The sequence below is a fragment of the Variovorax sp. TLI9-5A genome, assembly GCF_056867935.1.
This window is the reverse complement of sequence record NZ_CP200310.1, coordinates 4,512,311-4,536,978: the sequence shown is the minus strand read 5'-3', so window position 1 is coordinate 4,536,978 and position 24,668 is coordinate 4,512,311. Positions and strand designations below refer to the sequence as shown.

General features: G+C 66.0%; 24 protein-coding genes and 1 tRNA gene. 19 read left to right on the top strand and 6 right to left on the bottom strand.

Annotated features, from left to right (window positions below; genetic code table 11):
- Window positions 1-26 precede the first annotated feature (26 nt).
- From AC1VNX_RS21515 to AC1VNX_RS21500, 4 genes are all read right to left on the bottom strand, one after another.
- The gene (locus AC1VNX_RS21515; protein ID WP_483159228.1) at window positions 27-836 is read right to left on the bottom strand and encodes an ABC transporter ATP-binding protein; all 810 of its coding nucleotides are present in this window, start codon (window positions 834-836) and stop codon (window positions 27-29) included.
- On the bottom strand, window positions 833-1,762 hold the full coding sequence (gene ntrB, locus AC1VNX_RS21510) for a nitrate ABC transporter permease (protein ID WP_483159226.1): 930 nt from the start codon (window positions 1,760-1,762) through the stop codon (window positions 833-835). The genes AC1VNX_RS21515 and ntrB overlap by 4 nt, the downstream gene beginning before the upstream one ends.
- Before the next feature lie 10 nt (window positions 1,763-1,772).
- Entirely contained in the window at window positions 1,773-3,017 is a 1,245-nt protein-coding gene (locus AC1VNX_RS21505; protein WP_483159224.1) for a CmpA/NrtA family ABC transporter substrate-binding protein, read from the bottom strand.
- A 358-nt stretch (window positions 3,018-3,375) separates the two neighbouring features.
- Window positions 3,376-4,641: a nitrate- and nitrite sensing domain-containing protein gene (locus AC1VNX_RS21500; protein ID WP_483159222.1), complete on the bottom strand. Its 1,266-nt coding sequence runs from the start codon at window positions 4,639-4,641 to the stop codon at window positions 3,376-3,378.
- A gap of 120 nt (window positions 4,642-4,761) precedes the next feature.
- Between AC1VNX_RS21500 and tsaD the strand changes: the two genes are divergently transcribed.
- A complete protein-coding gene (tsaD, locus tag AC1VNX_RS21495) occupies window positions 4,762-5,823 on the top strand; it encodes a tRNA (adenosine(37)-N6)-threonylcarbamoyltransferase complex transferase subunit TsaD (RefSeq protein ID WP_483159220.1) in 1,062 nt (353 codons plus the stop codon).
- Here tsaD and AC1VNX_RS21490 read toward each other — a convergent pair.
- Both AC1VNX_RS21490 and AC1VNX_RS21485 read right to left on the bottom strand, forming a co-directional pair.
- Entirely contained in the window at window positions 5,759-6,517 is a 759-nt protein-coding gene (locus AC1VNX_RS21490; protein WP_483159218.1) for an alpha/beta fold hydrolase, read from the bottom strand. The two genes, tsaD and AC1VNX_RS21490, sit on opposite strands and share 65 nt — an antisense overlap.
- A gap of 188 nt (window positions 6,518-6,705) precedes the next feature.
- A complete protein-coding gene (locus AC1VNX_RS21485; protein WP_126018280.1) occupies window positions 6,706-7,077 on the bottom strand; it encodes an Hsp20/alpha crystallin family protein in 372 nt (123 codons plus the stop codon).
- Between the two features lie 124 nt (window positions 7,078-7,201).
- On the opposite strand from AC1VNX_RS21485, the gene AC1VNX_RS21480 reads away from it, so the two are divergent.
- The 18 genes from AC1VNX_RS21480 (at window position 7,202) to nuoI (ending at window position 24,654) form a co-directional block, all read left to right on the top strand.
- Window positions 7,202-8,503 carry a branched-chain amino acid ABC transporter substrate-binding protein gene (locus AC1VNX_RS21480; RefSeq protein WP_483159215.1) on the top strand — a complete coding sequence of 434 codons (1,302 nt, stop codon included), beginning with the start codon at window positions 7,202-7,204 and terminating at the stop codon, window positions 8,501-8,503.
- Between the two features lie 30 nt (window positions 8,504-8,533).
- Entirely contained in the window at window positions 8,534-9,694 is a 1,161-nt protein-coding gene (locus AC1VNX_RS21475; RefSeq protein ID WP_483159213.1) for a pyridoxal phosphate-dependent aminotransferase, read from the top strand.
- Between the two features lie 106 nt (window positions 9,695-9,800).
- Window positions 9,801-10,739: a DMT family transporter gene (locus AC1VNX_RS21470; RefSeq protein ID WP_483159211.1), complete on the top strand. Its 939-nt coding sequence runs from the start codon at window positions 9,801-9,803 to the stop codon at window positions 10,737-10,739.
- Window positions 10,740-10,827: 88 nt separating this feature from the next.
- Window positions 10,828-11,094 carry a 30S ribosomal protein S15 gene (rpsO, locus tag AC1VNX_RS21465; RefSeq protein ID WP_007837783.1) on the top strand — a complete coding sequence of 89 codons (267 nt, stop codon included), beginning with the start codon at window positions 10,828-10,830 and terminating at the stop codon, window positions 11,092-11,094.
- Between the two features lie 206 nt (window positions 11,095-11,300).
- On the top strand, window positions 11,301-13,616 hold the full coding sequence (gene pnp, locus AC1VNX_RS21460; RefSeq protein ID WP_483159209.1) for a polyribonucleotide nucleotidyltransferase: 2,316 nt from the start codon (window positions 11,301-11,303) through the stop codon (window positions 13,614-13,616).
- A gap of 102 nt (window positions 13,617-13,718) precedes the next feature.
- Window positions 13,719-14,717 carry an NAD(P)H-quinone oxidoreductase gene (locus AC1VNX_RS21455; protein ID WP_483159207.1) on the top strand — a complete coding sequence of 333 codons (999 nt, stop codon included), beginning with the start codon at window positions 13,719-13,721 and terminating at the stop codon, window positions 14,715-14,717.
- 13 nt (window positions 14,718-14,730) lie between these two features.
- A complete protein-coding gene (gene tpiA, locus AC1VNX_RS21450; protein ID WP_483159205.1) occupies window positions 14,731-15,495 on the top strand; it encodes a triose-phosphate isomerase in 765 nt (254 codons plus the stop codon).
- A 37-nt stretch (window positions 15,496-15,532) separates the two neighbouring features.
- Window positions 15,533-15,934 (top strand): preprotein translocase subunit SecG, encoded by a 402-nt coding sequence (secG, locus tag AC1VNX_RS21445; protein ID WP_301509162.1) that lies wholly within the window; start codon window positions 15,533-15,535, stop codon window positions 15,932-15,934.
- Between the two features lie 119 nt (window positions 15,935-16,053).
- Window positions 16,054-16,138 (top strand) — tRNA-Leu (locus AC1VNX_RS21440).
- Between the two features lie 67 nt (window positions 16,139-16,205).
- Window positions 16,206-16,565, top strand: coding sequence for an NADH-quinone oxidoreductase subunit A (locus AC1VNX_RS21435; RefSeq protein ID WP_301509161.1), 360 nt, complete (start codon window positions 16,206-16,208; stop codon window positions 16,563-16,565).
- Between the two features lie 15 nt (window positions 16,566-16,580).
- Window positions 16,581-17,060 (top strand): NuoB/complex I 20 kDa subunit family protein, encoded by a 480-nt coding sequence (locus AC1VNX_RS21430; RefSeq protein WP_007837763.1) that lies wholly within the window; start codon window positions 16,581-16,583, stop codon window positions 17,058-17,060.
- A 13-nt stretch (window positions 17,061-17,073) separates the two neighbouring features.
- Window positions 17,074-17,685, top strand: coding sequence for an NADH-quinone oxidoreductase subunit C (locus AC1VNX_RS21425; protein ID WP_483159202.1), 612 nt, complete (start codon window positions 17,074-17,076; stop codon window positions 17,683-17,685).
- Between the two features lie 5 nt (window positions 17,686-17,690).
- Window positions 17,691-18,944 carry an NADH-quinone oxidoreductase subunit D gene (locus tag AC1VNX_RS21420; RefSeq protein WP_483159200.1) on the top strand — a complete coding sequence of 418 codons (1,254 nt, stop codon included), beginning with the start codon at window positions 17,691-17,693 and terminating at the stop codon, window positions 18,942-18,944.
- Window positions 18,945-18,954: 10 nt separating this feature from the next.
- Window positions 18,955-19,509 carry an NADH-quinone oxidoreductase subunit NuoE family protein gene (locus AC1VNX_RS21415; RefSeq protein WP_483159198.1) on the top strand — a complete coding sequence of 185 codons (555 nt, stop codon included), beginning with the start codon at window positions 18,955-18,957 and terminating at the stop codon, window positions 19,507-19,509.
- Window positions 19,509-20,849 carry an NADH-quinone oxidoreductase subunit NuoF gene (gene nuoF / locus AC1VNX_RS21410; RefSeq protein ID WP_483159196.1) on the top strand — a complete coding sequence of 447 codons (1,341 nt, stop codon included), beginning with the start codon at window positions 19,509-19,511 and terminating at the stop codon, window positions 20,847-20,849. Before AC1VNX_RS21415 ends, nuoF begins: the two co-directional genes overlap by 1 nt.
- A gap of 20 nt (window positions 20,850-20,869) precedes the next feature.
- Window positions 20,870-23,041 (top strand): NADH-quinone oxidoreductase subunit NuoG, encoded by a 2,172-nt coding sequence (gene nuoG / locus AC1VNX_RS21405; RefSeq protein WP_483159194.1) that lies wholly within the window; start codon window positions 20,870-20,872, stop codon window positions 23,039-23,041.
- Window positions 23,038-24,117, top strand: coding sequence for an NADH-quinone oxidoreductase subunit NuoH (nuoH, locus tag AC1VNX_RS21400; RefSeq protein WP_483159192.1), 1,080 nt, complete (start codon window positions 23,038-23,040; stop codon window positions 24,115-24,117). The genes nuoG and nuoH overlap by 4 nt, the downstream gene beginning before the upstream one ends.
- A gap of 15 nt (window positions 24,118-24,132) precedes the next feature.
- Window positions 24,133-24,654 carry an NADH-quinone oxidoreductase subunit NuoI gene (nuoI, locus tag AC1VNX_RS21395; protein WP_042579825.1) on the top strand — a complete coding sequence of 174 codons (522 nt, stop codon included), beginning with the start codon at window positions 24,133-24,135 and terminating at the stop codon, window positions 24,652-24,654.
- The last annotated feature ends 14 nt before the right edge of the window (window positions 24,655-24,668 follow it).

Below are 24,668 nucleotides of genomic sequence, written 5' to 3'. Positions count from 1 at the left end.
CCGGTTGTGCTGGCGCGGGCGCAGCGTCAGGCCGCGACCTTCTCCACGTGCGCCTGGCGCGTGTAGAGGAAGTCGATCACCGCCTTGCGCGCGTGCACGTAGACCGGGTCTTCTGCCAGTTCGACGCGGTTGCGCGGGCGCGGAAGGTTCACTGCGAGCACGTCGCCGATGGTGGCGGCAGGGCCGTTGGTCAGCATCACGATGCGGTCGCTCAGCAGCACGGCCTCGTCGACGTCGTGCGTGACCATGACGACGGTGCTGTGCGTCTTCTGCACGATGGCCAGCAGCTCGTCCTGCAGCTTGGCGCGGGTGAGGGCGTCGAGCGCGCCGAAGGGCTCGTCCATCAGCAGCACCTTGGGCTCCATCGACAGCGCGCGTGCGATGCCCACGCGCTGCTTCATGCCGCCGGAGATCTCGCCGGGGCGCTTCTGCGCGGCGGGCGTGAGGCCCACCAGCGCCAGCGCGGCATCGGTGCGCGCGCGAAGCTGCGCCTTGTTCTCGGTGGCGGCGAACACGCGCTCCACCGCGAGGTAGACGTTCTCGAAGCAGGTGAGCCAGGGCAGCAGCGAGTGGTTCTGGAACACCACCGCTCGCTCGGGGCCGGGGCCCTTGATCTCCTTGTTGGCGCACAGCAGCGCGCCCTCGGTGGGCGTGGTGAGCCCGGCGATCAGGTTCAGCAGCGTCGACTTGCCGCAGCCCGAATGGCCGATGAGCGTGATGAACTCGCCCTTGGCCACGTTAAGGTTCACGTCGCGCAGCGCGACGAAGCGGCCCTTGGCTGTCTTGAAGGCCTGCTCGACGCCGTGGATCTCGATGTACTTGTCGTCGTCAATCATGACTTCACCTCTTCGAACGTGAACGCGGTTGCGAGCTTGATGAGCGCGAACTCCAGCACCAGGCCGACGATGCCGATCACGAAGATCGCGATGATGATGTTGGCGACGTTGAGGTTGTTCCACTCGTCCCACACCCAGAAGCCGATGCCCACGCCGCCGGTGAGCATCTCGGCCGCCACGATCACCAGCCACGCGGTGCCCACGGCCAGCCGCACGCCGGTCAGCATGTAGGGCAGCACGGCGGGAAAGAGGATCTTGGTGAGGATCTTCCATTCGCTGAGGTTCAGCACCTTGGCCACGTTCATGTAGTCGGTGGGCACGCGCTGCACGCCCACGGCGGTGTTGATGACCATCGGCCAGATCGAGCAGATGAAGATGGTCCAGATGGCCGCCGGGTTGGCGCCCTTGAACACCAGCAGGCCGATGGGCAGCCAGGCCAGCGGCGAGACCGGGCGCAGCAGGCTGATGAGCGGGTTGAACATGCGCGAGAGGAACTCGAAGCGCCCGATGGCGAAGCCGGCCGGAATGCCGACCAGCGCCGCGAGGCCGAACCCCAATGCCACGCGCTGCAGCGAGGAGAGCACGTTCCAGCCCACGCCCTGGTCGTTGGGGCCCTTGCTGTAGAACGGGTCGCTGAACACCGTCACCGCCTGCTGCCAGGTGGCGGCCGGTGTCGGGAAGCCGGTGGTGCTCTTCATGGCCACCACCTCCCAGATCAGCAGCAGCAGGCCGAAGCCTGCCAGCGGTGGCAGCACGCGCATCCAGAAGGCGCGCAGGTCGATGGGCGCGCGCGCCCGTGGCTCGGGTGCGGGAGCGGGAGCCGGCTGGGGCGTGGCCACCTTGGAGGCGGTCGGCTTGGCCGGGGCGGAAGGCGCCGCCTGCGTGGCGGCCACATCGAGCGGCGAATGGAAGACTGCGCTGACCATGGTGTTCTCCTTATGCATGGAGCTTGAACGAGTCGGCGTACTTCTTCGGGTCCTTGCCGTCCCAGACGGAGCCGTCGAAGAGCTTGCTGCTGCGCATCGCGTCCTTGGGCACCGGCGTCTGCGTGGCGGCGGCGGCCTGCTTGTAGATGTCGATGCGGTTGATCTCGGTGGCCACCTTCAGGTAGTCGGGGTGCTCCTTCAGCAGGCCCCAGCGCTTGTGCTGCGTGAGGAACCACATGCCGTCCGAGAGGTAGGGGAAGTTCACGGCGCCGCCGTTGTAGAACTTCATGTGGTTGGGGTCGTCCCAGCTCTTGCCCAGGCCGTTGGTGTAGCGGCCCAGGATGCGCTGGTTGATGGCGTCCACGCTGGTGTTGACGTAGCTCTTGTCGGCGATGGTCTCGGCCATCTTGTTCTTGTTCTGCAGGCCGGTGTCGATCCACTTGCCGGCCTCGAGGATGGCGGCGGTCACAGCGCGCGCGGTGTTCGGATATTTCTTAGTGAACTCGGCCGTGGTGCCGAGCACCTTCTCGGGGTGGTCCTTCCAGATGTCCTGCGTGGTGATGGCCGTGATGCCGATGCCGTCCATGATCGCGCGCTGGCCCCAGGGTTCGCCCACGCAGTAGCCGTCCATGTTGCCCACGCGCATGTTGGCCACCATCTGCGGCGGCGGCACGGTGATGTTCTTCACGTCCTTGAACGGGTCGATGCCGGCCGATGCGAGCCAGTAGTAGAGCCACATGGCGTGCGTGCCGGTGGGGAAGGTCTGCGCGAAGGTGTATTCGCGCTTCTCGCTGGCGATGAGCTTGGCGAGCGATGCGGCGTCGACCGCGCCCTTGTCGGCCAGCTTCTTCGACAGCGTGATGGCCTGGCCGTTGTTGTTGAGGGTCATGAGCACGGCCATGTCCTTCTTCGGGCCGCTCAGGCCCAGGTGCATGCCGTAGACCAGGCCGTAGAGCACGTGGGCGAAGTCGAGTTCGCCATTGGCCAGCTTGTCGCGCACGCCGGCCCAGCTGGCTTCCTTGCTGGGCACGATCTTCACGCCGTACTTCTTGTCGATGCCCAGCACCGAGGCCATCACCACGCTGGCGCAGTCGGTCAGCGGGATGAAGCCGATCTTCACTTCCTCCTTCTCGGGCTTGTCGGAACCCTGGGCCCAGACGGCCGCGCGCAGGGCGGGGTCGATGCCGACGGCGCCGATGGCTGCGGCTTGCAGGACGCGGCGTCGGCTGAGGCGGGTTTTGAGCAGGTCGGTCATGGGGCGGGGCTCCGGTTGAAGACAAACAACAGACAAGAAAGACAAAAACGAAAAGGCGTCCGCACCACGCACGGGCTGCTCGAAAACGAGCCCTTGCGGGATGGGGACGCCTTTGTCCGGGTTCGGTGGGAAGCACCCGCCGTTGGGTGCCGCCTGCCTGAAGGCCTTTGGGGCCTGCGAAACTTTCGCTTGCAAGCGGTGTGCCAGCCTTCGGAAGCCTTGATCGCTATCAGGAAAGTAGCTGGAAGCGGCCTGATGCTGCGGGGAACGGGCCTGTAGGGCGGATCAGGCGGGCGGGTGCGGATGGCACGGTTGTTGTGCAGTGCACCAAGTTGAACGGCTGGGCGCCGTGCCTGCCTCAGCGCGGTGGTGCGCGGTCGAGCATGGGCAGGTAGTCGGCCATTGCGAGCATCGACTCGGCCACGTCCACCAGCCTGCGCTTCTGGTTCATCGCGGTCTGGCGCAGCATCTTGTGCGCCTCTTCCTCGCTGAGGCGGCGGTGCGCCATCAGGAGGCCTTTGGCACGCTCGACGATCTTTCGCTCGTTGAGCGAGGCGCGCACGGTTTCGAGCTCGTCGCTCATGGCCTGCAGGCGCTGCGACTGCTCCCGGACCATGTCGAGCACCGAGCGCTCCAGGTGGCGGCCGAACTGGGCGGGGGCCGCCGTCTGCGCGTCGGCGTCGTCGAAGAAGAGGGCGCCGGCCTGCGGCGTGAGCGTGTCCAGCAGTTGGCGGTATTCGCGCAGCTCGCTGCGGGCCTGCGCTGTCTTGTGCTCGCACAGCGCGCGCAGGTCGCAGGCGAGGCGGTCCTCGACGGTCTTCATGGCGTCGATGCGGCGGGTGCAGCAGTCGAACCAGGCCTGGCTGAGTGCCACGTCGGCCGGCCCGGAAGCCGCGCCGCGCCGGCGGATGCGTTCGAGCTCGGCCACTTCGGCGTCGGGCTGGCTGTCGCGCCAGAGCGCGAGCACGGCCTCTCCCGAGAAGTCGGTGAACACCTGGAAGCAGCGTTCCTGCGATTCGATCAGGTGCAGCCATTGCAGGCGCTGCGCCTCGTCGCTGTGGCCCAGCGCGAGCGCGGCGGCGCCGAAGGCGCGCTCCTGGCCGGCGAACTCCTTGCCCTGCATGAAGTTGAACATCGCGACCAGCAGGCGCGAGATCTCGGGGTCGGTGGCGCCGTCGGCGGCCTCGAACACCACCGAGAGCAGGCCGGCGACCAGCTTGGCGAAGGCGGCGGTGGACTGGGCCGGCTTCAGCTCCAGCGCGTCGATGCGGCGGCGCAGGGCGGGCAGGGCGTCCAGGCCCGGCAGTACCCAGGCAATGCGGCTGAAGAGGCGCGCGTTGTTGCCGGCGTCGGCGCCGCGGTGGTAGTTGTCGGCCTCCAGCTGGTCGAAACCGGCGCGCACCTCCTGCTCCAGCGCCAGGCACTCGGCGATCTGCGGGCCGCGCTGTTCTGCGAAACGGCCGCCGCGCGAGGTGAGGAACATGTTCGACATGCCCCGCTCGCGCTGCAGCGCATGGACCAGCCGGCCGATCACGCCCACCAGCTCGCTGGTGCGGGCGAGCCGGTCCAGCTCGTCGATTTCGCAGCGGCGGGCGGCGATGAGAAAACTCAGTCCGGATTTCATGGCGTGGGGCGCGGGGCTCTGTATTCCGTCACTGCAACATCCGTGCCTCGGAGGGCAGGGAGCGCCGCCGTTTGCCCCTTCTCGGACGCCGGCCAGGGGGCGCCGCCTACACTCGGCGGCATGCTCTTGTTGGGAATCGAATCATCCTGCGATGAAACCGGCGTGGCGCTGGTCGAGTCGCACGGCGACGCGCTGCCGGCGCTGCGTTCGCACGCGCTGCACAGCCAGATCGCCATGCACCAGGCCTACGGAGGCGTGGTGCCCGAGCTGGCCAGCCGCGATCACATCCGCCGCGTACTGCCGCTGACCGAGACGGTCATGGCCGAAGCCGGCCGCTCCCTCGACGAGATCGACGTGGTTGCCTACACGCGCGGACCGGGGTTGGCGGGCGCACTGCTGGTGGGCGCGGGCGTGGCCTGCGCGCTCGGCGTGGCGCTGGGCAAGCCGGTGCTGGGGGTGCATCACCTCGAAGGGCATCTGCTGTCGCCGTTCCTGAGCGCCGATCCGCCGGAATTTCCGTTCGTCGCGCTGCTGGTGTCGGGCGGCCACACGCAGCTGATGCGGGTGGATGGCGTGGGGCGCTACGAGCTGCTCGGCGAGACCATCGACGACGCGGCGGGCGAGGCCTTCGACAAGAGCGCCAAGCTCATGGGCCTGCCGTACCCGGGCGGGCCGTGGCTCGCGAAGCTGGCCGAAGGCGGCGATGCAGCGGCCTTCAAGCTGCCTCGGCCGCTGCTGCACAGCGGCGATCTCGACTTTTCCTTTGCCGGCCTGAAGACGGCCGTTCTCACGCAGGCCAGGAAGCTGGGCGGCGAGCTCGAAGCGCGCAAGGCGGACCTGGCTGCGTCCACGCAGGCGGCCATCGTCGAGGTGCTGCTGAAGAAGTCGCTTGCGGCGCTCGAGCAGACCGGCCTGAAGCGGCTGGTGGTGGCGGGCGGCGTGGGGGCCAACAGGAGCCTGCGTGAGCAGCTGAACGCCGCATGCGCCAAGCGCAAGGTGCGCGTGCACTACCCCGAGCTGCACCTGTGCACCGACAACGGCGCCATGATCGCCATGGCTGCCGCGATGCGGCTGCAATCAGGCCTGTCGCAGGCGAGCGAGCGCTATGCCTTCGACGTCAGGCCGCGATGGCCCATGGCGTCGCTTTCGGTGCCTGGGACGGCGCTACCTGAGACTGCGTAATCGTTTGCTTTGACGGCCGGCCGATGGCCGGCAGCGGCAACACGTCCAGCACATTGCGCCAGAGCTGGCGCCATTGCGGCCAGTCGTGGCCGCCCTCGATCGTGAAGACCTGCTCCGGCGGCAGGGCGTCGGCCAGCAGCTTGTGGTTGCTGGCGAAGCGGTCTTCCAGCCCGAAGCCCAGGTAGAGCCGCGGCAGGTTCTTCGACGGCTTGGCCGACAGGTACTGCTGGAAGAAGGGCCATAGCTTGCGATCGGGCTCCTCGTCGGGCTGCGGCCCCGTGGGTGCCTGCCATGCACGCAGGCCGCCGGCCTTCTTGATTTCCGCGCCGAGCACGCGGCGCCCCAGGTAGGGCGCGAGCGCCACGATGCCGTCCACCGAGCCGGGCCGCGCCAGTTCGTGGATCAGCGCGCCGAAGCCGCCGATGGAAATGCCCACGAGCCAGATCGACTTGTAGCCCTTGGCGCGCTGCGGCTCGATGACCTCGGTGTGCAGGCGGTCGCTGAGCGTCTGCTCGTAGTAGTAGGAGACGTCCGCATCGACCAGCAGCGCGTCGGCCGCCAGATGGCGTTCGCGCACCGCGGCGATGAAACCTTCGCGCTCGAACTCGTCGGGCTTCAGGTACGCGCCTGGCAGAAAAATCAGGAGCGTGTCGGATTGTTCGTCGGGATTTGCGGGCTGCAGATGTGTATTCATGGTGCCTTGAGGGGCACCCGAACCGCACCGTCCGGAAATCAGTGCGTTTACAAGACGCCCACGAAGAAGAAAGTTCTAAAAAAACGTCACATCATGTGACGTTAATCCAGCGCTATTGTGAATAAGGTGCTCGTTTAATGTCAAAAACTGAGCCTTACTGACATTTTCCTCTTGTGGGCATAGCCCGACTAGTTAATTTGCAGCTGCGTGGCCTGGCTCACCGGCACCAGCTTGCCGAGCTTCAGGGTGAGCACGCCGTTCTCCAGCTTCGCTTCGCTGGCGGCCACGTCGATGTCCTGCGGCAGTTCGTAGGCGGCCTTGAACTGGCGCTTGGCTTCGGCCTTGCTCTCGATGCGCAGCACGGCGCCTTCGATGCTGATGGCGAGGTCTTCACGCGCAAAGCCCGGCACGTCGAGCGAGAGGGTCCAGCTCTTGTCGTCCTGCTCCACGAGGGGCGAGCGGCGGGTGCCTGCGAAGGCTTCCGCTGCGAAGCGCTCGAATGCGCGGTCGTAGGCGCGGGGTGCGAAGCGGGCGGTGCGAAGGGTAGGGGCGAAAAACATGGTGAAGAACTCCTGAATGAACACAATGGGGACAAGAAATGTGTGTCCCTTACACTGCGCGGCCGTTCCATCGTGAGTGCCGCTTGAGACCTCATCTAGGCGCAGCGGCACGCGTTTCAAGACAATGAATCCCCCCTTTAATTTGCGTCGCGAGGCCTTGAAATTCGCGGCGCTGGCGCTATGCGCGAAGCCCTTCGCGGCGCTCGCACAGGCTCCGGTTTCCGCACCTCCCGCACCCATCCGCCTGGCCCTCATCGAAAGCATGAGCGGGCCCTTCGCCAACACTGGAGAGGCCGTGTTCCGCAACCTTCTGTGGGCGGTGGAGCGCGTGAACGCGCGCGGAGGTGTCAAGCTGCCGGGCGTTCCCGCAGGCGCGCGGCCCCTGCAGCTCGACCGCTACGACAGCAAGGGGCAGAACGAGGAAGCGCTTTCCGCGCTGCGCGCCGCGCTGGACGACGGCGCGCGCATCGTGCTGCAGGGCAACTCGTCGGCCACCGCAGCGGCGCTGATCGATGCCATCGACAAGCACAACGAGCGCGATCCTTCGCGGCGCGCGATCTTCCTCAACTACGCCGCGGTCGACCCGGCGCTCACCAACGAGCGCTGCAGCTTCTGGCACTTCAGATTCGACGCGCATGCCGACATGCGCATGGCTGCGCTGATGGACGTGATGAAGGACGACGCGGCGCTCAAGCGCGTCTACCTGATCGGGCAGGACTACAGCTTCGGCCAGGCCGTGCTGCGCGAGGCGCGCCGGCAGCTGGGCGCGCAGCGGCCCGACGTGGAGATCGTCGGCGACGAACTGCACCCCATGGGCAAGGTGAAGGACTTCGCGCCCTACGCCACGAAGATCATCGCCAGCGGCGCGCAGGCCGTGGTCACGGGCAATTGGGGCAACGACCTCACGCTGCTGGTGAAGGCCGCGCGCGAGGCGGGCTTCGGCGGCAGCTTCTACACCTTCTACGGCAATGCGCTGGGCGCGCCGGCGGCCATCGGTGACGCGGGCATCGGGCGCGTGGTGGCGGTGGCCGACTGGCTGCCCAACGTGCAGACGGCGCAGTCGGAAGCCTTCTACCGGGCCTTCCGCGCGCGCTTTCCGAAGCCGGCCGACGACTACGTGCACATGCGGCTGCAGCTCATGGTCGAGGCGCTCGTGCAGGCCATCGAACGCGCGGGCAGCGCCGATGCCTTGCCCGTGGCGCGTGCCCTCGAACAGGCCGACGTGAGCATGTACGGCCAGCGCGGGCGCATGCGCGCGGCGGACCACCAGTTCCAGCAGCAGCTCGTGGTGGGCGTGATGGACAGGCAGGGCAGGCCGGGTGTGCAGTTCGACGTCGAAGGCTCGGGCTACGGCTTCCGCGTGGTCAAGACCATTGCCGCCGAACGCGCCGAGTTGCCGACCTCGTGCAAGATGAAGAGACCTTGAACCCGATGACGAAGAACAGGAACTGCCGACATGCGTGAAGCCATCCACAACCTCGAAGCATCGAAGATCCGCGAAGTCGCCAACGCCGGCATGGGCCGCGACGACGTGCTGGCCTTCTGGTTCGGCGAGAGCGACGAAGTCACCCCCGAGGTGGTCCGCCAGGCGGCCATCGAATCGCTGCAGCGCGGCGAGACCTTCTATGCCCACAACCTCGGCCTGCCCGAGCTGCGCGAAGCCATCGCGCGCTACGCCAGCGGGCTGCATCCGACGGTGGATGCCTCGCGCATCGCCGTCACCTCGGGCGGCGTGAGCGCGCTGATGCTGGCGGTGCAGGCGCTGGTCGACGCGGGCGACGAGGTGGTCGCCGTCACGCCGGTGTGGCCCAACCTCACGGCGCAGCCCGCGATCATGGGCGCGCACGTGCGCACGCTGCCGCTGGTGCCGGTGAACGGGCTGTGGACGCTCGACCTGCCGGCGCTGCGCGCGGCGGTCACGTCGAAGACCAGGCTGCTGATCGTCAACGCGCCGAACAACCCGACGGGCTGGACCATGAGCCGCGAGGAGCAGCAGGCCGTGCTCGACCACTGCCGCCAGACCGGCACGTGGATCCTGGCCGACGAGGTGTACGAGCGGCTCTACTTCGAGCCCACGCCCAACGCCTGCGCGCCGAGCTTCCTCGACATCTCGAAGCCGGACGACCGGCTCGTGGTCACGCACAGCTTCTCCAAGAGCTTCCTGATGACCGGCTGGCGCCTCGGCTGGCTGGTGCTGCCGCCATCGATGGTGGAGGGCATCGGCAAGCTGATCGAGTTCAACACCTCGTGCGCCAGCGTGTTCACGCAGCGCGCAGCCATTGCCGCCATCGAGCATGCAGGCGAGATCACGCCGCGCGTGGTGGCGCACCTGAAGCAATGCCGCGACACGCTGGTGCCGCTGCTGGCCGCGCTGCCGGGCGTCCAGGTGGCTCCGGCCAAGGGCGGGATGTACGCCTTCTTCCGCCTCGAAGGCTTCGGCGATTCGCTCGAAGTGGCCAAGCGGCTGGTGGCCGAGGCCGGCCTGGGGCTTGCGCCGGGCAATGCCTTCGCGCCCGAGGCGCAAGGCTGGCTGCGCTGGTGCTTCGCCTCGAAGGACCCGCAGCGGCTTGTGAAGGGCGTGGAGCGGCTGCGCGACTGGCTGGCGCGGCAGAAGTAACGCCAGCAGCAACACCAGCCGGTTGGCCGGCTGCAATTTCGTTCAATACGGGGCGCTGCCGGGCCGCGAAGCTCGGACCTTTCTTTTCGAAGGCGGAAGGTCCGGGATGTCGCAACGGTTCAAGGGCATGGCGCTGTGCGCGCTGGCAATGGTCACGGTCGGGAGCACGGTGGTGGCCAGCAAGGTCATCGCGGCGGGGCTGCCGCCTTTCACCGCGACGGCGCTGCGCTTCGCGCTGGCGCTGCCGGTCTTTCTCGTGCTGCTGCGGCTGACCCGCACGCCATGGCCGTGGCCCGGTCGGCGCGACCTGGCGCTGCTCGTGTGCCAGGCGGGGCTGGGGAGCGTGGGCTACACCGTGCTGCTGATCCTCGGCGTGCGCTGGGCGCCGGCTGCCAGTGCGGGCGTGGTGGCGGGCACCTTGCCGGCGGTGGCTGCGCTGGTGGCGGTGATCGCGCTGCGCGAGCGGCCGGGGCGGTATCTGGTGGGCAGCATCGTGCTGGCGACGACGGGGGTGCTGGCGATCAGCTGGCCCGGGGGCGGCATGGTTGGCGGATCGAGCTCCCCTGCGGCGCTGGCGGGCAACCTGCTGGTGCTGGGCGCGCTGGCCTGCGAGGCGATGTTCATCCTGCTCAACAAGCGGCTACAGGTGCCGGTGCGGCCGCTGGCGCTGTCGACGCTGATGACGGCCTTCGGGCTGCTGCTTTCGCTGGTGCCGGCTCTTTTCGAGCGGGCCTGGGAGCATCCCCTGCCTGCCGAGGCGCTGGCCGGCGTCGCCTACTACGCGCTGGTGCCTACGGTGCTCGGCTTCGTGCTGTGGTTTGCCGGATCTTCCCGGCTGGACGGGGCGGAGGCGGCGCTGTTCACTGCTTTGCTGCCGGTTTCTGCGCTGGCGCTGGCGGCGCTGTGGCTGGGCGAAAGCATCAGCCTGGCGCAGATCGGCGGGGCGGTCTGCGTGCTGGGAGCAGTGGGGCTGGCATCGCTCGACGGGAGGCCCACCCGGGCTTCCAAGGGGATAAAAGGGCCGGGCGGGGCGGTCGGGCTATAATTCCAAGGCTTTGCATGCCGCAAGGCGCACGGCGAGGGCAGTTCCAGTCCTTGCCGCAAGTCAAACACCCAGGAACAAGGAAATCAACATGATCGCAGCCTCCATCAAGGCCGAAGTTGTCAAGGACAACGCCCGCGCCGCCAACGACACCGGCAGCCCCGAAGTGCAAGTCGCACTGCTGACCGCCCGCATCAACGAGCTCACCCCCCACTTCAAGACGCACGCCAAGGACCACCATGGTCGTCGCGGCCTGCTGCGCATGGTGAGCCGCCGTCGCAAGCTCCTCGACTACCTCAAGTCCAAGGACGCCGACCGTTACACCGCGCTGATCGCCAAGCTGGGTCTGCGCAAGTAATCCAAATCGCATGAAGAAACGCCTGGGTTAGTCCGCTAGCTCAGGCGTTTTTTACTTCGCGATCCACTTTCGGAGTGCCCAAACAGAGCGAAGCTGTGTCATTCCAATGAAGTTCCCGCCGAGCTTCGCTGGAATGGCATCGTGTTCTGAGAAGCCTCCGTCACCTGCGGACTCCATGTAGTTCGCTATCAAAACAGGAGCAAAACATGAGCCTCTTCAATAAAGTCACCAAGTCGTTCCAATGGGGCGGCAAGACCGTGGTCATGGAAACGGGCGAAATCGCCCGCCAGGCCAGCGGCGCAGTGCTCGTCGACATCGAAGGCACCGTCATCCTCGCGACCGTGGTCGCTTCCAAGTCGGCCAAGCCCGGCCAGGACTTCTTCCCACTGACCGTCGACTACATCGAGAAGACCTACGCCGCCGGCAAGATCCCCGGCAGCTTCTTCAAGCGTGAAGCCAAGCCCAGCGAGCATGAAACGCTGACCAGCCGCCTGATCGACCGCCCGATCCGCCCGCTGTTCCCCGAAGGCTTCCTGAACGAAGTGCATGTGGTCATCCACACGATCTCGCTGAACCCCGAAGTCGACGCCGACATCGCCGCCATGATCGGCGTGAGCGCCGCGCTGTCGATCTCCGGCGTGCCGTTCAATGGCCCGATCGGTGCCGCCCGCGTGGGCTACATCAACGGCCAGTACGTGCTGAACCCGGGGCAGACCGCCCGCAAGGATTCGCAGATGGACCTCGTCGTCGCCGGCACGCAATCCGCCGTGCTGATGGTCGAGTCCGAAGCCCTGCAGCTCAGTGAAGAAATCATGCTGGGTGGCGTGGTGTTCGGCCACGAGCAGGCCAACATCGCCATCGACGCGATCCATGAACTCGTGCGCGAAGCCGGCAAGCCGGTGTGGGACTGGAAGGCGCCCGCCGAAGACGAAGCCTTCGTCGCCAAGGTCAAGGGCCTGGCCGAAGAAAAGCTGCGCGCCGTCTACCAGATCCGCAGCAAGCAGGCCCGCACCCAGGCCCTGCGCGAAGCCAACGCCAGCGTGCTCGAGGCCCTGAAGGCTGAAGGCGCCGAATTCGACTCCGGCAAGGTCTCCGACCTGCTGTTCGCCATCGAATCGAAGATCGTGCGCAGCCAGATCCTGTCGGGCGAGCCGCGCATCGACGGTCGCGACACGCGCACCGTGCGTCCCATCGAAATCCGCAACTCGGTGCTGCCCCGCACCCACGGCTCGGCCCTGTTCACGCGCGGCGAGACGCAGGCGCTGGTCATCACCACGCTCGGCACCGAGCGCGACGCGCAGCGCATCGACGCGCTGGCCGGCGAATACGAAGACCGCTTCCTGTTCCACTACAACATGCCTCCCTTCGCCACCGGTGAAGTGGGTCGCATGGGCTCCACCAAGCGTCGCGAAGTGGGCCACGGCCGCCTGGCCAAGCGCGCGCTCGTCGCCGTGCTGCCGAACAAGGAAGAGTTCCCGTACACGGTTCGCGTGGTGTCGGAAATCACCGAGTCGAACGGCTCCTCGTCGATGGCTTCGGTCTGCGGCGGCTGCCTCTCGATGATGGACGCCGGCGTGCCCATGAAGGCGCACGTGGCCGGCATCGCCATGGGCCTGATCAAGGAAGACAACCGCTTCGCGGTGTTGACCGACATCCTGGGCGACGAAGATCACCTCGGCGATATGGACTTCAAGGTGGCCGGCACGACCAACGGCATCACCGCCTTGCAGATGGATATCAAGATCCAGGGCATCACCAAGGAAATCATGCAGGTCGCGCTGGCTCAGGCCAAGGAAGCGCGCATGCACATCCTCGGCAAGATGCAGGAAGCGATGGGCGAGGCCAAGGCCGACGTGTCTCAGTTCGCTCCGCGCCTGACCACGCTGAAGATCAATCCCGAGAAGATCCGCGACGTGATCGGCAAGGGCGGTGCGGTCATCCGCGGCCTGCAGGAAGAAACCGGCACGACGATCAACATCGACGAAGACGGCACCATCACCATCGCCTCGACCGATCCGGAAAAGGCCGAAATGGCCAAGAAGCGCATCGAGCAGATCACGGCCGAAGTCGAAATCGGCAAGGTCTACGAAGGCCCGGTCACCAAGATCCTGGACTTCGGCGCGCTCATCAACCTGCTGCCCGGCAAGGACGGCCTGCTGCACATCAGCCAGATCGCGCACGAGCGCGTCGAGAAGGTGACCGACTATCTGAGCGAAGGCCAGATCGTGAAGGTCAAGGTCCTCGAGACCGACGACAAGGGCCGCGTCAAGCTGTCCATGAAGGCCCTGACCGAGCGTCCGGCCGGCATGGAATTCAGCGAGCGTCCCCCGCGCGAAGACCGTGGTGACCGCGGCGAGCGTCGTGAACGCGGTGATCGCGGCGATCGCGGCGACCGTGGTGGTGATCGCGGCGGCGACCGTGGCGAGCGCGCTCCGCGCTTCAGCAACGAGCAGCAGCCGCGCAGCGAGGCTCCGGCCGGCGAGCAGCCGCAGCAACAAGCTCCGCGCGAGCCTCAGGAGTAAGAAGGGCGCAGCGGCGGCTGCTTGTGCGGCCGCCATTGCCATCCCTTCATCTTTTGAACGTCAAGCTTCGCCCCATCTGCGGGCGTTGGAGGCCGAAAGATCATGAAAGCCATTGAAATCACTTCGTATGGTGCCCCCGAGGTGCTGCGCGTCGCGGAACGCCCCGACCCCGTCGCGGGCGCTGGCGAACTGCTGATCCGCGTTGCGGCGAGTGGCGTCAATCGCCCTGACGTGCTGCAACGCAAGGGGCACTACCCGGTGCCGCCGGGCGCGTCCGATCTGCCAGGCCTCGAGGTGGCCGGCGAGATCGTGTCGGGCGATGCGGCGGCGCTGGCCGATGCCGGCTTCAAGGTCGGCGATCGCGTCTGCGCGCTCATTGCTGGCGGCGGCTATGCCGAACTGTGCGTGGCGCCCGTGGCGCAATGCCTGCCGGTGCCCAAGGGCTGGAGCGACACGGAGGCGGCTTCGCTGCCCGAGACCTTCTTCACCGTCTGGAGCAACGTGTTCGATCGCGGCCGCCTGCAGAAGGGCGAGACGCTGCTCATCCAGGGCGGCTCCAGTGGCATCGGCGTCACGGCGATCCAGGTCGCCAAGGCGCTCGGCGCGACCGTGATCGTCACGGCCGGCAGCGACGACAAGTGCGAAGCCTGCAGGAAGCTCGGCGCCGACCATGCCATCAACTACCGTACCAGCGACTTCGTCGAAGAGGCGAAGAAGCTCACCGGCGGCAAGGGTGTGGACGTGGTGCTCGACATGGTCGCCGGCGACTACGTGGCGCGCGAGATCGAATGCCTGGCCGAGGACGGCCGGCTGGTGATCATCGCGGTGCAGGGCGGGGTGAAGAGCGAGATCAATGCGGGCCTCGTGCTGCGCAGGCGGCTCACGATCACCGGCTCGACGCTGCGTCCGCGGCCCGTGGCGTTCAAGGGTGCCATTGCCAAGGCTCTGCGCGAGAAGGTGTGGCCGCTGCTGGAAAGCGGCGCGATCAAGCCCGTGATCCACAGCACCTTTGCTGCAGCGGGCGAGCCCAGTGGCGCGGCCCAGGCTCATGCGCTGATGGAATCGAACCAGCACATCGGCAAGATCGTGCTGACATGGTGACGAGAAGAACGCGATGACAACGAAGAAGAAACTGATCGCCGGCAACTGGAAGATGAACGGCAGCCTGGCTGCCAACGAAGCGCTGGTGAAGGCCCTCCAGCAGGGGCTGGCCGCGAGCCCGGCTGCCTGCGACGTGGCGCTGTGCGCGCCCGCGCCGTATTTCGCGCAGCTGCAGTCGCTGCTGGCGGGCTCGCCGGCTCTGGCGCTCGGTGCGCAGGACGTCTCGGCGCACCCGCAAGGTGCGTTCACGGGCGAGCAATCGGCTGCGATGCTGAAGGACTTCGGCGTGCGCTATGCGATCGTCGGCCACTCGGAGCGTCGCCAGTACCACGGCGAGAGCGACGAAGTGGTTGCCGCCAAGACCGCGGCCGCGCTGGCCAACGGCATCACGCCGATCGTCTGCGTGGGCGAGACCCTGGCGCAGCGCGAAGCAGGGCAGACCGAAGAGGTGGTCAAGCGTCAGCTGGCGGCCGTCATTCATGTGAATGGCCATTGCATCAGCGAAATCGTCGTGGCGTACGAGCCTGTCTGGGCCATCGGCACGGGCAAGACTGCCACGCCGGAGCAGGCGCAGGCGGTGCACGCGGTGCTGCGCGCGCAGCTGCATCATGCGGCGAGCGAGCATGCCGCCGGCATCCGCATTCTCTATGGCGGCAGCATGAACGCAGCGAACGCTGCGGAGCTGCTGGCGCAGGCCGACATCGATGGTGGCCTCATCGGCGGCGCGTCGCTCAAGGCGCCCGACTTTCTGCAGATCATTTCCGCCGCTGCGCGCTGAACGCGCAACGGCTGCATCAAATTAGGAGTAAGAACGAATGAACGTGGTCCTCAACCTTCTGGTCGGCGTGCAGATGCTGGCAGCCCTCGCGATGATCGGCCTCATCCTGATCCAGCACGGCAAGGGCGCCGACATGGGCGCCGCCTTCGGCAGCGGCAGTGCCGGCAGCCTGTTCGGTGCGAGCGGCAGTGCCAACTTCCTGTCGCGCACCACTGCAGTGCTTGCCGCGGTGTTCTTCGCGTGCACGCTGCTGCTGGCCTATTTCAGCCATGCGCGTCCTGCGGGCGGCGGCAGTCTTCTGGAGCGTGCTGCGGTGGGTGCGCCTGCTGCTCCGGCCTCCGGTGCGGCCAGCGAGATTCCCGGTGCGGCAGCTCCGAGTGCTCCTGCTTCGGCTCCTGCAGCCCCTGTTTCGGGTGCGGGGCAGATTCCGAGCAAGTAATCAACTCGTTTTCATGAGTTGCCCGTGAGAAATGGCTTCATTTCAGGGTAAACTCTAAATCTGTTCGGAAAGCCAAATTCCTCTTGCAGGTACCTCATGCCATCCGAACAGCAAAAACCGCGGTCGTGGTGAAATTGGTAGACACGCTATCTTGAGGGGGTAGTGGCGAAAGCTGTGCGAGTTCGAGTCTCGCCGACCGCACCAAATCTCATCGGCAGAAAACCTCATCCAGGGGTTCTTCCTGCCGGTGGCAAGCGGTGAAAAACTCTCGATGAATCTCGACTCCTACCTCCCCGTCCTTTTGTTCATTCTGGTCGGAGTCGGCGTAGGCGTCGCCCCTCAGGTCATCGGATACATTCTCGGCCCCAATCGGCCCGACGCCGCCAAGAACTCCCCCTACGAGTGTGGCTTTGAAGCCTTCGAGGATGCGCGCATGAAGTTCGACGTGCGCTACTACCTCGTCGCGATTCTCTTCATCCTGTTCGACCTCGAAATTGCATTCCTCTTTCCGTGGGCCATTGCGCTCAAGGAAATCGGCGCTGTTGGCTTCTGGGCCATGATGATCTTTCTCGCCATCCTCGTCGTGGGCTTCGCCTACGAGTGGAAAAAGGGCGCGCTCGACTGGGAATGACAAGGAAGAAACACGATGGCCATTGAAGGCGTTCTCAAGGAAGGCTTCGTCACCACGACCTACGATTCGGTCGTCAACTGGGCGAAGACTGGTTCTCTCTGGCCGATGACTTTCGGCCTCGCATGCTGTGCGGTGGAAATGATGCACGCGGGCGCCGCCCGCTATGACATCGACCGCTTCGGCATGCTGTTCCGCCCCAGCCCGCGTCAGTCCGATCTGATGATCGTGGCCGGCACGCTGTGCAACAAGATGGCTCCGGCCTTGCGCAAGGTCTACGACCAGATGCCCGAGCCGCGCTGGGTTCTCTCCATGGGTTCGTGCGCGAATGGCGGTGGCTACTACCACTACAGCTATTCGGTCGTGCGCGGCTGCGACCGCATCGTGCCGGTCGACGTCTACGTTCCGGGTTGCCCGCCCACCGCCGAGGCCTTGCTCTACGGCGTGATCCAGTTGCAGCAGAAGATTCGCCGCACCAACACCATTGCCCGCGCCTGAGGGATTGCCGACGATGACTGACTTTGCAATTTCGCCGGAGGTGCTGCGCGCCACCGTCGCCGAGACGCTCGGCGCCAAGGCCAAGAGCGTGACCGTCGCCCTGAACGAGGTGAATGTGGTGGTCGGCGCCGCCGACTACCTGGAAGCCGCATTGCTGCTGCGCGATGCGCCTGGCTGCCGCTTCGAGCAACTGATCGATCTCTGCGGCATGGACTACTCCGACTATCGCCACGGCGAGTGGCAGGGCGATCGCTATGGCGTCGTCTCCCATCTGCTGTCGGTGAGCCTCAACCAGCGCGTGCGCCTGACGGTGTTCGCGTCGAACGACGACTTTCCCGTGGTCGACTCGCTGCAGTCCGTGTGGAACTCCGCCACCTGGTTCGAGCGCGAAGCCTTCGACCTCTACGGCATCGTGTTCGAGGGGCACGACGACCTGCGCCGCCTCCTGACCGACTACGGCTTCATCGGCCACCCGTTCCGCAAGGACTTCCCGGTGTCGGGTCACGTCGAGATGCGCTACGACGAAGAGCAGAAGCGCGTGGTCTACCAGCCGGTTTCCATCGAGCCGCGCGAAATCACCCCGCGCGTGATCCGCGAAGACAACTACGGCGGCGGTTTGCACTGACTGATATGGCCGAAATCAAGAACTACACACTCAACTTCGGTCCCCAGCACCCGGCAGCGCACGGCGTGCTGCGCCTGGTGCTCGAGCTGGACGGCGAAGTCATCCAGCGCGCCGACCCCCACATCGGCCTGCTGCACCGCGCCACCGAGAAGCTCGCCGAGTCGCGCACCTTCATCCAGTCGCTGCCGTACATGGACCGTCTCGACTACGTGTCGATGATGAGCAACGAGCACGCCTATTGCCTGGCCATTGAGCGGATGCTGGGCCTCGAAGTGCCCGAGCGCGCGCAGTACATCCGCGTGATGTTCGCCGAGATCACCCGCCTGCTGAACCACCTGCTGTGGCTCGGCGCGCACGGCCTCGATTGCGGTGCGATGAACATGCTCATCTACTGCTTCCGCGAGCGTGAAGACCTGTTCGACATGTACGAGGCCGTTTCCGGTGCGCGCATGCATGCGGCGTACTTCCGTCCGGGCGGCGTGTATCGCGACCTGCCCGACGCGATGCCGCGCTACAAGGCCAGCAAGATCAAGAACGCGAAGGCCATCGAGCGCCTGAACGAAGATCGCCAGGGGTCGCTGCTCGACTTCATCGACGCCTTCTGCAAGCGCTTCCCGAAGATGGTCGACGAGTACGAGACGCTGCTCACCGACAACCGCATCTGGAAGCAGCGCACCGTGGGCATCGGCGTGGTCACGCCGGAGCGCGCGCTCAACCTCGGCTTCACCGGCCCCATGCTGCGCGGCTCGGGTATCGAATGGGATCTGCGCAAGAAGCAGCCCTACGACGTCTACGACCGCATGCAGTTCGACGTGCCCGTGGGCAAGACCGGCGACTGCTACGACCGCTACCTGGTCCGCGTCGAAGAGATGCGCCAGGCCAACCGGATCATCCAGCAGTGCTCGGCCTGGCTGCGTGCCAACCCCGGTCCTGTCATCACCGACAACCACAAGGTCGCAGCGCCCGCGCGCGAATCGATGAAGGCAAACATGGAGGAGCTGATCCACCATTTCAAGCTCTTCACCGAAGGCTTCCACGTGCCCGAAGGCGAGGCGTATGCCGCCGTCGAGCATCCGAAGGGTGAGTTCGGCATCTATCTCGTGAGCGACGGCGCCAACAAGCCGTACCGCCTGAAGATCCGCGCCCCTGGTTTCCCGCACCTCGCCGCCCTCGACGAAATGTCGCGCGGTCACATGATCGCCGACGCTGTCGCGGTGATCGGCACGATGGACATCGTGTTCGGCGAGATCGACAGGTGAGAAAGAGCGAATGACTTCCTCGACCCACCATGACACGGCGCCTTCGGCGCCTTCTTCCCCTTTGAAGCCCGCGATCCTCGAGCGCTTTGCGCGCGAGGTGGCGAAGTACCCCGAGGCGGGCAAGCAGTCGGCCGTGATGGCCTGCCTGTCCATCGTCCAGCAGGACGAGGGCTACGTCAGCCTGCAACGCGAGCGCGAGATCGCCGAGTACCTCGGCATGGCGCCCATCGCCGTGCATGAAGTGACGACCTTCTACAACATGTACAACCAGCATCCGGTGGGCAAGTTCAAGCTCAACGTGTGCACTAATCTGCCTTGCCAGCTGCGCGACGGCGTCACCGCCCTCGTGCATCTCGAGAAGAAGCTCGGCATCAAGATGGGCGAGACCACGGCCGACGGCCTGTTCACGCTGCAGCAGAGCGAATGCCTGGGCGCCTGCGCCGATTCGCCCGTGATGCTGGTCAACGACCGCACGATGTGCAGCTTCATGAGCAACGAGAAGCTCGACCAGCTGGTCGACGGCCTGCGCAACGCCGCGCCGGCCACCAAGGGGGAGGCTTCCTGATGTCACCCGAACAAGTTCTCCAGCAGTTCCAGGCGACGGGCGTCCAGACCTGTTTCCATGACCGCCACATCGAGCCGCAGATCTACGCCGGCCTCGACGGCACCAACTGGCGCCTGGCCGACTACGAAGCGCGCGGTGGCTACCAGGCGCTGCGCAAGATCCTGACCGAGGGCCTGACGCCCGACCAGGTGATCGCCGAAGTGAAGGCCTCGGGCCTGCGCGGCCGCGGCGGCGCCGGTTTCCCGACGGGCCTGAAGTGGAGCTTCATGCCCCGCCAGTTCCCGGGCCAGAAGTACCTCGTCTGCAATTCGGACGAAGGCGAGCCGGGTACGTGCAAGGACCGCGACATCCTGCAGTTCAATCCGCACATCGTGATCGAAGGCATGGCCATCGCTGCTTACGCGATGGGCATCAGCGTCGGCTACAACTACATCCACGGCGAGATCTTCCAGACCTACGACCGTTTCGAGGAAGCCCTCGAAGAAGCGCGCGCCGCCGGCTACCTCGGCGACAAGATCATGGGCAGCACGTACAACTTCCAGTTGCACGCTGCCCATGGCTTCGGCGCCTACATCTGCGGCGAAGAAACCGCGCTGCTCGAATCGCTCGAAGGCAAGAAGGGCCAGCCGCGCTTCAAGCCGCCGTTCCCGGCGAGCTTCGGCCTGTACGGCAAGCCCACCACCATCAACAACACCGAGACCTTCGCGGCGGTGCCCTGGATCATCCGCAACGGCGGCCAGGCCTACCTCGAGTGCGGCAAGCCGAACAACGGCGGCACCAAGATCTACTCGGTGAGCGGCGACGTCGAGCTGCCCGGCAACTACGAAGTGCCCATGGGCACGCCGTTCTCCAAGCTGCTCGAGCTGGCCGGCGGCGTGCGCAAGGGCCGCACGCTCAAGGCGGTGATTCCCGGAGGTTCGTCGGCTCCGGTGCTGCCGGCCGACATCATGATGGCCTGCACCATGGACTACGACTCCATCTCCAAGGCGGGCTCCATGCTCGGTTCGGGCGCGGTGATCGTCATGGACGACAGCCGCTCGATGGTCGAATCGCTCAAGCGCCTTTCATACTTTTACATGCACGAGTCCTGCGGCCAGTGCACGCCGTGCCGCGAAGGCACCGGCTGGCTCTACCGCCTCGTGGACCGCATCCACAACGGGCAGGGCAAGCCCAGCGACATGCAGCTGCTCGACTCCGTCGCCGGCGACATCATGGGCCGCACCATCTGCGCCCTCGGCGACGCGGCGGCCATGCCGGTGCGCGCCATGATCAAGCACTTCCGTCACGAGTTCGAAGCCCTGATCCCGGGCCAAGTCCCGACGGCGCCCGTCAAGGCCTGAGCGCGAGAAGAAACACACTCATGATCGAAATCGAACTCGACGGCAAGAAGGTCGAAGTGACCGAGGGCAGCATGGTGATGCATGCTGCCGACAAGGCGGGCACGTACATCCCGCACTTCTGCTATCACAAGAAACTCAGCATCGCGGCCAACTGCCGCATGTGCCTCGTGGACGTGGAAAAGGCGCCCAAGCCCATGCCGGCCTGCGCCACGCCTGTCACGCAGGGCATGATCGTCCGCACCAAGAGCGAGAAGGCCATCAAGGCGCAGCAGTCGGTCATGGAGTTCCTCCTGATCAACCACCCGCTGGATTGCCCGATCTGCGACCAGGGCGGTGAATGCCAGCTGCAGGACCTGGCCGTCGGCTACGGCGGTTCCTCTTCGCGCTATGAAGAGGAAAAGCGCGTCGTGTTCCACAAGGACGTCGGCCCGCTGATCAGCATGGAAGAAATGAGCCGCTGCATCCACTGCACGCGCTGCGTCCGCTTCGGCCAGGAAGTGGCCGGCGTGATGGAGCTCGGCATGTCGCACCGCGGCGAGCATTCCGAAATCGAAACCTTCGTTGGCGACACGGTCGACTCCGAACTCTCGGGCAACATGATCGACATCTGCCCGGTCGGCGCGCTCACGAGCAAGCCCTTCCGCTACAGCGCCCGTACCTGGGAACTGTCGCGCCGCAAGTCGGTGAGCCCGCACGACTCCACCGGCGCCAACCTGATCGTTCAGGTCAAGAACAACCGCGTGATGCGCGTGGTGCCGCTCGAGAACGAAGACGTCAACGAATGCTGGATCGCCGACCGCGACCGCTTCTCGTACGAAGCGCTCAACGGCCCGGAACGCCTCACGCAGCCCATGCTGAAGCAGGGCGGCCAATGGCAGCAGGTCGACTGGCAGACGGCGCTCGAGTATGTCGCCAATGGCCTGAAGCAGATCAAGGCCGACCACGGTGCGCAGAGCATCGGCACGCTGGTCAGCCCGCACAGCACGCTCGAAGAGCTGCAGCTCGCCGCCATGCTCACGCGTGAGCTCGGCAGCGACAACATCGACTACCGCCTGCGCAACGCCGAATTCGGCGCGTTCGAAGGCGTGCGCTGGCTCGGCACCTCGATCGCATCGCTCACGCTGGTGCAGCGCGCGCTCGTCGTCGGTTCGAACCTGCGCAAGGAGCATCCGCTCTTCGCGCAGCGCATCCGCCAGGCCGTGCGCAAGGGCGCTGCGCTGTCTGTGATCACCTCGGCCAGCCTCATGGCCGACCGCGACGCCTGGGCCATCGACGTGGCGCAGTCGTCCATCGTCGAAGCCGGCCAATGGGTCGAGGCGCTGGCCGCAGTGGCCGCCGCCATCGGCGAAACCAATGGCGCAACTGCGCCGCTGGCACCGAAGAACGCACCCGACGCCACCGCGAAGGCCATCGCCGCCTCGCTGCTGAGCGGCGAGCGCAAGGCCATCCTGCTCGGCAACGCCGCCGCGCACCACGTCCAGGCCAGCAGCCTGCTGGCATTGGCGAACTGGATCGGCGCGCAGACCGGCGCCACCGTCGGCTACCTGACCGAGGCCGCCAACACCGTGGGTGCGCAGATCGTCGGCGCGTTCCCGAAGAACGGCGGCCTCGATGCCGGCCGCATGCTCGCCGCAGGCTCCGGCCTGAAGGCCGTGATGCTGCTGAACACCGAGCCGGTGTTCGACTCGGCAGCCGGCGCCGCCGCAGCCGATGTCATCGGCAACGCGCAAATGGTCGTCACGCTGAGCCCCTTCAAGGCCAACCTCGAGTTCAGCGACGTGCTGCTTCCGATCGCCCCGTTCACCGAAACGCCTGGCACTTTCGTCAATGCCGAAGGCCGCCTGCAGGGCTTCCACGCCGTCGTGAAGCCGCTGGGCGAAACGCGCCCGGCCTGGAAGGTGCTGCGCGTGCTGGCCAACCTGCTGGGCCTGCCCGGCTTCGCGTTCGAATCGACCGCCGAAGTGCTGGCCACCGTGGGCGACAAGGGTGCCGTGCCCGCGAATGCGCTGAGCAACGCCACGTCCGCCAGCGCGGTCGCTGCCAACGGTGCGGCTGCCGCTCCCGTGGTCGCGAGCATCTACCAGCTGGATTCGATCGTGCGCCGCGCGCCGTCGCTGCAACTGACCGCCGACGCGCGCAACGCATCGGCCGGCGCTAACGTGACGGCTCGTGCCGAGGAGGCTCTGGCATGATCGTCGACACCATTCATGGCTTCGGCCAGGGCCTGGTGGCCGCGGGCTGGTGGACCGGTGTGGTCTGGCCGGTGGTCTGGACGCTGATCAAGATCATCGTCGTCGTCATTCCGCTGATGCTGGCCGTGGCGTACCTCACGCTGTGGGAACGCAAGGCCATCGGCTTCACGCAGATCCGCATCGGCCCGAACCGCATCGGACCGCTGGGCCTGCTCCAGCCGATCGCCGACGCGCTCAAGCTGATGACCAAGGAAATCATTCTTCCGACGGTCGCCAACAAGGGCCTGTTCCTGCTCGGCCCGATCATGACCATCATGCCGGCGCTCGCCGCATGGGCCGTGATTCCCTTCGGCCCCGACGTGGCGCTGGCCAACATCAACGCCGGCCTGCTGTTCGTAATGGCCATCACCTCGCTCGAGGTGTACGGCGTGATCATCGCCGGCTGGGCATCGAACTCGAAGTACGCCTTCCTGGGCGCACTGCGCGCCTCGGCACAGATGGTGAGCTACGAAATCGCGATGGGCTTCTGCTTCGTCGTGGTGCTGATGGTCACCGGCAGCCTGAACATGACCGAGATCGTCAACGTGCAGGGCAGGGGCATGTTCGCCAACATGGGCGTCGGCTTCCTGTCGTGGAACTGGCTGCCGCTGCTGCCGATCTTCGTCGTCTACTTCATCTCGGGCCTCGCCGAAACCAACCGCCACCCGTTCGACGTGGTGGAAGGCGAATCCGAAATCGTGGCCGGCCACATGATCGAGTACTCGGGCATGAGCTTCGCGATGTTCTTCCTGGCCGAGTACGCCAACATGTGGCTCGTCTCGATCCTGACCGTGGTGCTGTTCCTCGGCGGGTGGCTGCCCCCGTTCGAGTTCCTGAGCTTCATCCCGGGCTGGATCTGGCTGGGCCTCAAGACCTTCTGCGTGGTCACCATGTTCCTGTGGGTGCGCTCGACGTTCCCGCGCTTCCGCTATGACCAGATCATGCGTCTGGGCTGGAAGATCTTCATTCCCGTCACCCTCGTGTGGCTGGTCGTGGTCGGTGGCTGGATGCAGACGCCGTTCAACATCTGGAAATAACAGGGAGCGCCAACAATGTCTGCTGCGCACACTGCAACCCCGTCCGCGCCTTTCTCGCTCAAGGACTTCCTGGGCAGCTTCATGCTGTTCGAGCTGTTCAAGGGCCTGGCCATCACCGGCAAGTACGCCTTTGCCCGCAAGATCACGGTGCAGTTCCCCGAAGAGAAGACGCCGCTGTCGCCGCGCTTCCGCGGCCTGCACGCGCTGCGCCGCTATGAGAACGGCGAAGAGCGCTGCATCGCCTGCAAGCTCTGCGAGGCCGTCTGCCCGGCGCTGGCCATCACCATCGAATCGGACGTGCGCGACGACGGCTCGCGCCGCACCACGCGCTACGACATCGACCTGACCAAGTGCATCTTCTGTGGCTTCTGCGAAGAGAGCTGCCCGGTCGACTCGATCGTCGAGACGCACATCTTCGAATACCACGGCGAAAAGCGCGGCGACCTGTACTTCACCAAGGACATGTTGCTGGCCGTGGGCGACCGCTACGAAAAAGAAATCGCAGCGAACAAGGCGGCTGACGCCAAGTACCGCTGATTCCGACCAGCCCG

Excerpts from the sequence above, each read along its gene's own strand:
- AC1VNX_RS21515 (WP_483159228.1), bottom strand. The coding sequence starts at position 836 with ATGATTGACGACGACAAGTACATCGAGATCCACGGCGTCGAGCAGGCC.
- ntrB (WP_483159226.1), bottom strand. The coding sequence starts at position 1,762 with ATGGTCAGCGCAGTCTTCCATTCGCCGCTCGATGTGGCCGCCACGCAG.
- AC1VNX_RS21505 (WP_483159224.1), bottom strand. The coding sequence starts at position 3,017 with ATGACCGACCTGCTCAAAACCCGCCTCAGCCGACGCCGCGTCCTGCAA.
- AC1VNX_RS21500 (WP_483159222.1), bottom strand. The coding sequence starts at position 4,641 with ATGAAATCCGGACTGAGTTTTCTCATCGCCGCCCGCCGCTGCGAAATC.
- tsaD (WP_483159220.1), top strand. The coding sequence starts at position 4,762 with ATGCTCTTGTTGGGAATCGAATCATCCTGCGATGAAACCGGCGTGGCG.
- AC1VNX_RS21490 (WP_483159218.1), bottom strand. The coding sequence starts at position 6,517 with ATGAATACACATCTGCAGCCCGCAAATCCCGACGAACAATCCGACACG.
- AC1VNX_RS21485 (WP_126018280.1), bottom strand. The coding sequence starts at position 7,077 with ATGTTTTTCGCCCCTACCCTTCGCACCGCCCGCTTCGCACCCCGCGCC.
- AC1VNX_RS21480 (WP_483159215.1), top strand. The coding sequence starts at position 7,202 with ATGAATCCCCCCTTTAATTTGCGTCGCGAGGCCTTGAAATTCGCGGCG.
- AC1VNX_RS21475 (WP_483159213.1), top strand. The coding sequence starts at position 8,534 with ATGCGTGAAGCCATCCACAACCTCGAAGCATCGAAGATCCGCGAAGTC.
- AC1VNX_RS21470 (WP_483159211.1), top strand. The coding sequence starts at position 9,801 with ATGTCGCAACGGTTCAAGGGCATGGCGCTGTGCGCGCTGGCAATGGTC.
- rpsO (WP_007837783.1), top strand. The coding sequence starts at position 10,828 with ATGATCGCAGCCTCCATCAAGGCCGAAGTTGTCAAGGACAACGCCCGC.
- pnp (WP_483159209.1), top strand. The coding sequence starts at position 11,301 with ATGAGCCTCTTCAATAAAGTCACCAAGTCGTTCCAATGGGGCGGCAAG.
- AC1VNX_RS21455 (WP_483159207.1), top strand. The coding sequence starts at position 13,719 with ATGAAAGCCATTGAAATCACTTCGTATGGTGCCCCCGAGGTGCTGCGC.
- tpiA (WP_483159205.1), top strand. The coding sequence starts at position 14,731 with ATGACAACGAAGAAGAAACTGATCGCCGGCAACTGGAAGATGAACGGC.
- secG (WP_301509162.1), top strand. The coding sequence starts at position 15,533 with ATGAACGTGGTCCTCAACCTTCTGGTCGGCGTGCAGATGCTGGCAGCC.
- AC1VNX_RS21435 (WP_301509161.1), top strand. The coding sequence starts at position 16,206 with ATGAATCTCGACTCCTACCTCCCCGTCCTTTTGTTCATTCTGGTCGGA.
- AC1VNX_RS21430 (WP_007837763.1), top strand. The coding sequence starts at position 16,581 with ATGGCCATTGAAGGCGTTCTCAAGGAAGGCTTCGTCACCACGACCTAC.
- AC1VNX_RS21425 (WP_483159202.1), top strand. The coding sequence starts at position 17,074 with ATGACTGACTTTGCAATTTCGCCGGAGGTGCTGCGCGCCACCGTCGCC.
- AC1VNX_RS21420 (WP_483159200.1), top strand. The coding sequence starts at position 17,691 with ATGGCCGAAATCAAGAACTACACACTCAACTTCGGTCCCCAGCACCCG.
- AC1VNX_RS21415 (WP_483159198.1), top strand. The coding sequence starts at position 18,955 with ATGACTTCCTCGACCCACCATGACACGGCGCCTTCGGCGCCTTCTTCC.
- nuoF (WP_483159196.1), top strand. The coding sequence starts at position 19,509 with ATGTCACCCGAACAAGTTCTCCAGCAGTTCCAGGCGACGGGCGTCCAG.
- nuoG (WP_483159194.1), top strand. The coding sequence starts at position 20,870 with ATGATCGAAATCGAACTCGACGGCAAGAAGGTCGAAGTGACCGAGGGC.
- nuoH (WP_483159192.1), top strand. The coding sequence starts at position 23,038 with ATGATCGTCGACACCATTCATGGCTTCGGCCAGGGCCTGGTGGCCGCG.
- nuoI (WP_042579825.1), top strand. The coding sequence starts at position 24,133 with ATGTCTGCTGCGCACACTGCAACCCCGTCCGCGCCTTTCTCGCTCAAG.